The sequence below is a fragment of the Nostoc sp. UHCC 0252 genome (assembly GCF_034931145.1).
Lineage (GTDB): Bacteria > Cyanobacteriota > Cyanobacteriia > Cyanobacteriales > Nostocaceae > Nostoc.
The window spans coordinates 1-5,241 of record NZ_JAYGHE010000148.1 but is presented as its reverse complement, the minus strand read 5'-3'; the positions used below and the strand labels follow the sequence as shown (position 1 = coordinate 5,241).

At 41.6% G+C, this 5,241-nt stretch carries 5 protein-coding genes and 1 pseudogene; 5 read left to right on the top strand and 1 reads right to left on the bottom strand.

Going from position 1 to position 5,241, the window contains the following annotated elements; genetic code table 11:
- The 5 genes and pseudogenes from VB732_RS35285 to VB732_RS35265 all read left to right on the top strand — a co-directional run.
- Window positions 1-1,162, top strand: a pseudogene (locus VB732_RS35285) (hypothetical protein); the annotation flags it as partial.
- Window positions 1,163-1,313: 151 nt separating this feature from the next.
- Entirely contained in the window at window positions 1,314-1,649 is a 336-nt protein-coding gene (locus VB732_RS35280) for a hypothetical protein (protein WP_323235452.1), read from the top strand.
- 62 nt (window positions 1,650-1,711) lie between these two features.
- Entirely contained in the window at window positions 1,712-1,903 is a 192-nt protein-coding gene (locus VB732_RS35275) for a hypothetical protein (RefSeq protein WP_323235451.1), read from the top strand.
- Window positions 1,904-2,320: 417 nt separating this feature from the next.
- Window positions 2,321-2,740, top strand: coding sequence for a hypothetical protein (locus tag VB732_RS35270; RefSeq protein ID WP_323235450.1), 420 nt, complete (start codon window positions 2,321-2,323; stop codon window positions 2,738-2,740).
- A gap of 262 nt (window positions 2,741-3,002) precedes the next feature.
- Window positions 3,003-4,370: an IS4 family transposase gene (locus VB732_RS35265; protein WP_323235449.1), complete on the top strand. Its 1,368-nt coding sequence runs from the start codon at window positions 3,003-3,005 to the stop codon at window positions 4,368-4,370.
- A gap of 408 nt (window positions 4,371-4,778) precedes the next feature.
- On the opposite strand, the gene VB732_RS35260 is transcribed toward VB732_RS35265, so the two are convergent.
- A complete protein-coding gene (locus VB732_RS35260; RefSeq protein WP_323235448.1) occupies window positions 4,779-5,099 on the bottom strand; it encodes a GNAT family N-acetyltransferase in 321 nt (106 codons plus the stop codon).
- Window positions 5,100-5,241: the final 142 nt, after the last annotated feature.

Here is a 5,241-nt window from a genome sequence, read left to right as displayed (position 1 = left end):
TACAGAGTTACAACCATCTTCCTCTGATGGGCTTGTACCAGAGACTATAATTAATATCCCTCTGACTAATAGGGCAAACGCACTGATCGCTGCTTTAACGAAAAGTGGATTCCAAGTAGAGAATATGATGAGTTCTCAAGTCATTGCGATCGCTGGTACTCAGCGAGGTGGCAAGGGAACCTTAGCAGCAATCTTGGCAACATTATCTACTGCACTTGATCCCGGATTGAACACCCAATACTTTACAGCTGGGGTGGACGTTTACCCCTTTGCCTGCAACTTAACCTCTGCCCTTAAGTACCCGGATATTGATGCGGATGGGGCTGATCAACTAGTCGCTCGTGATTTATTGAAATTTCTTAAGGGTTTAGATGGAAGCGAACCTTACTCCCATAAAAATTTACTGCTAGTAATTGATGAGGCAATGCGGTTGCTGTCATTGTTGGAGGAGAGCGATCGCACCTGGGCGATTCAATATTTACTTTCTCGCTTCGCTAAGTCTGGTGGTACATTAATTATCGTCTTGCATGGCTCTAACCTGACAAGCGTAGTCGGTAAAGCTACGGCTGGGCTGGCAGATACCTTTAAGCAATCGGTTAACTTTATTGGTTGTGTAGCTCAAGCGGTTAGCGCTGGTGGTCTACGCAAAATGAATGTCGCTAGTGGAGAATATTTCAAAGCCAACCCTAATAACTTTGGAGAACCTGTTATTGGTGGCAACTTGGGCATGATTCCCGAATGGCTAAAGACCCACAAACACCCAGGCAATGGGCAACCAGATCCAGCTAGAACATTACTTCAGTTCTTCCCGGAATTAGTTCAAGAGCATGAAAGGGCAGTCATACCCAGAGGGGAGAAGATTGCTCCATCAGATGCAGTTAATCATCTAGAGTCCATTTTTTCAAAGCCTTATCAAGAAGTGGAATTTCTGGAAGTAGAAGAGAGTAGTATTTCTGAGGCTGATTTAGAACAGATTGTGGCGATCGTTGCAGCTACTACTAGCCCTCCAACTTCTTTTGCTGCTATCAGAAACAGCCGCAAGTGGGGCGAAGAGAAAAAGAGTGTTCTTTACTTGAGGAATGCCTTGTCACAATTGATTGACACTAACCGATTGTGCGGAAATGAAAAAGATGGCTTCAGCGTTATTAACGTTAACCAGTAACATTCGTCACAGTTCCTGTTGAGTTCCGGTCAAGTTCCGGTATTCTTACATCTCCAAGTACGGATGAAGAATAGGGTCTTTATATTTTTCCAGCAAGATTTAAATTTTTTCTAAACATTTTCTGGAATGTGCGGGTATGGAAAATTTAAAAATGAGTGATAAATTAACCACAGCATTGCAAAAACTAGCTATCAGCCCAATTAAGGCAGACAGGCTGGCTATCGAACGCCTAGAAAAACAGTACGGTGCTTCTTTACTAGAAATTACCAATGAGCTTGAAGATTATGCCATCGTTCACCAATCTATTCAAGACCAAAGAGCTAAACCCAAAAATCAGTTGATTATCGTTTGCTGCTATGGCTGTCTTTGGGGCGCAGTTATCGGAATTGCGACGTTATTTATTAAGCCCAGCGTTACTGTGGCGGCAATTGGGTTGGGTTTTACGGCTGGGGTGTCTGGAAAATTACTGGTTCAAAAAGGGGAATAAGTCGAAGTGTTGAAAATTGGTTTTAATTGTTTAGCTGAACTCTTGGATTCATTGGAGTAAACATGGCGTGGGCTAAATCTATTTCTCTTGATGTTGCTAACAAGCTTTTTGACGTAATTGGAGTTTCTTTTGAGCAGAATGAATTAGAGGGCGGTTACATCGCTAAACATGAAAGTAAAACCTTAAGAAGAGCAACCTTAACCGCTTGCTGTATCGCTGTTTTATCTGACTGGGTAACAATTAAGGAGAATTGAATTTATGTCGGATTTATCAGTTTTCGTGTTTGAGTCTCAACAAGTCCGATTCGTTGGTACACCAGAAAAACCAAAATGGGTCGCTGCCGATGTCTGTGTAATTCTTGAAATTAAGAACCCAAGTGGATGCGTTAGGTTCTTTCGATGAAGACGAGAGGGGTCTAGCTAATGTCTATACCCCTGGTGATGACAACCCTCAAAGACAAGAAATGCTTACAGTGACTGAAGCTGGACTTAATAAGCATTTTTCACTTTCCTTGTAGTCTGGGGAATAGGTTTGCGGGAAAAGCTCACAGTATTTGACCGATCGCTTGATAAAACGAGTTTTCACACCCAAACTGAAGCTCTAGCTAACGGCGGCAGGGGGTAGCAATCTGCTCCCAGCAATGGATTGAAGGTTTGAGCTAAAATAAAAACATGGATTATTCAACAGAATCGATTGAAAACTTATCGTGGCGGCTCGAAGAAGTCAAGAATAAATTGTTTACCCTCCAAGATAAAATCGCGCTGGAAAGTAAATCTGGAGCAGACTGCACAGAGGAAAACACACTACAGCTAAAGAATCTTCGTACTGACTGCCGCAATATTATTAACACAATCGAGTACATATTTGCCAGTACAGGAAAAGAAAAATTAGAAAAAGAAACAGATATGATCTGTGTTTTTGCTCGTGGCGACATTGACGCGGATCACAGCGACATCATGGAAGAATACATAGCAGAAGCAGGCCAAGCTGGGCTTTCACCAGAACGGCACGTTAAATTTATAACTAAAACCTACAAATATTACTCTCAAAACCGAATGGCACTAAGAAAAGCTCTAAGCTATACAGGGTAATCGCTACAGTTTTTAAAGCTATAAACAGTATCGGGACGGGGCAGGCGATTGTCCTTGATGAAGTGTTGCGATCGCTAATCAAGTTTGCTGTCGGCGTAACCGCCCGCCTTGTTGAGATACCTACGGCGGTAAACTACACCGTGCTTGACTCTAGACAGTGCAAAGATGTGGGAGTTGTCCAAAAAAATTTTAGGTAGGAAAAGCTTACTCGTTCATGAAATACTTTCTTTGATACGAGCAAGCCAACATCATAAATACTACTGTGACACTACGAGTACAAATTCTCAAGGATAAATTCAGCCAAAGTTTGGGACTACCCTTTAAAGAACTATTACCATCATCTGTAATTGAACAAGCACTCTCGGAGCTAAAAATTAGATACTATAGGCGATTATTTGATCCAATAGTAACGCTTTGGGCGTTTTTATCTCAAGTTTTAGATGCTGATAAGAGTTGTCATAATGCAGTAAGCAAAGTCATTGCTTATTTGGCTGAAATTGGTGTAGAAATTCCATCATCTGACACGAGTGCTTATTGTCAAGCTAGGTCTAGATTACCAGAAGAATTTTTAGAAACCCTTTTTAGTCAGGTTGGGAAAAGCTTAGAACAAAAGGTAGAAATAGAGCATTTATGGTGTGGGAGAAATGTATTGGTAATAGATGGGTCTACGGTATCGATGCCAGATACTCCAGATAATCAATCATGCTACCCTCAGCCCTCTACTCAAGCATCTGGATGTGGATTCCCAATTGCAAAAATCGGTGTGATATTCAGTTTAGCTACTGGAGCCGCTATTGCGCTGTGCATAGATGTTCTGAACACACATGATATTAAATTAGCCAGAAAATTATATCAGTTTCTTAATCCATTAGATATCCTTTTAGGAGATAGAGCATTTTGCGCTTATGCTGATTTGGTTTCTATCAAAAATAGAAATTGTGATGCACTTTTTAGGAAACACCAAGCCCGAAAAACCACAATGCGAAAAGGTAAAATAATTGGATCAAGTGACAAGTTAGTAACTTGGCATAAACCTAAAAAATGCCCACAGGGATTGAATAAAGATGACTTTAATGCTTTACCCCCAACCATAACTGTACGAGAGATATATTATTATATTGTTGTTCCTGGCTTTCGCACTGAACGAGTTAGCTTAATTACTACCCTCTTAGATACAACAGTTTATTCTACTCTAGATATTGTTGGGCTTTATGGTAAACGTTGGGACGTTGAACTAGATTTAAGACATCTTAAAACTACTCTGGGGATGGATATTTTGCGCTGTAAAACTCCCTCAATGGTACGTAAAGAAATTTACGTTTATTTACTTGCTTACAATCTACTTCGCGGTTTGATGTGGTCGGCAGGTACTAGTTACACTACTCCTCCGTTACGCCTATCACTGCAAGGTACTCGCCATCATTTAAATAACTTTATTCCCGAATTATTAGCCGCAACTTCAACAAAACGTCTTAAAATTTATCGTACTTTACTCAAAGTTATCGCTCACAAGGCTGTTCCTGACCGTCCTGCTAGAAACGAACCACGAGTTCGTAAACGCCGCCCGAAAGCTTATCCCTTAATGACCAAACCTCGGCACGAATTACGAAAGCAGTTCCAAACTGCTTAATACACAAGCGTTTCGGCTTTTCTTAGTGCCATTCCTCTCAAAACCAAGTTGACATAGGATTTGTTTTAATATCTAAGCCATTACAAACCTATCTTGATACCCTAGAAGATACCCTTCTCTAGCTCTCTATTGATGTTTACATCGACAATCAGATTAAATCTTGAGCAGAATTTTGCCCATGTTGTTGCGGTCTTCAATCAGATTGGAGGCTGAAATCATATCTTGGGGTTTGAGGCACACCAACAACCCACGTCCAAACTTTATCTAGTAACCGCAAATTTTCAAGAGTTGGGTCGCTCTCTTTCACTATCGATACATTTGCTTTGCCCAGTGCCATCAACAAATCTTCAAATACCACTAGCTAATTAACCCTTATGCTCTTCTCGAAAAGCCACTACCCAGATCAGGTTAGGCATTGTCATTGCCGCTATTAACTGCTATATCAAAATGCAACACGTCTTCACGAGCGCCCAGCTTTGTATAAAGTTTAATGGCTGGATCGTCACCAATATCCGCCTGGACGAAAATGACATAAGCTCCATAAGCTGCTGCTACTTCCTTCAGCTTCTGAATTAATGCCGTTGCGATCCCCTGCCGTCGGTGTGCGGCGGCTACAGCTAGATCGTAGATGTAAATCTCGCTGCGCTCCTGCTCGAACTTTTTAAGCTCGTAGGCAGTGAGACCGCCAACGACCTCGGTAGAGTCGATGCCCAGTATTATCCGGGGCACCTCTCTGTTAAATCTGGGCGTGCGACTTTCACCGCACCCAGCTTCCGATGTTCTTAGCTTGCGCTTTTGCTCATGTGTTTGTAATCGTGGCAACTCTCGTGAATTGCTTCAAGATTATTTTTCTTCCAGTTGGCGTGATTTT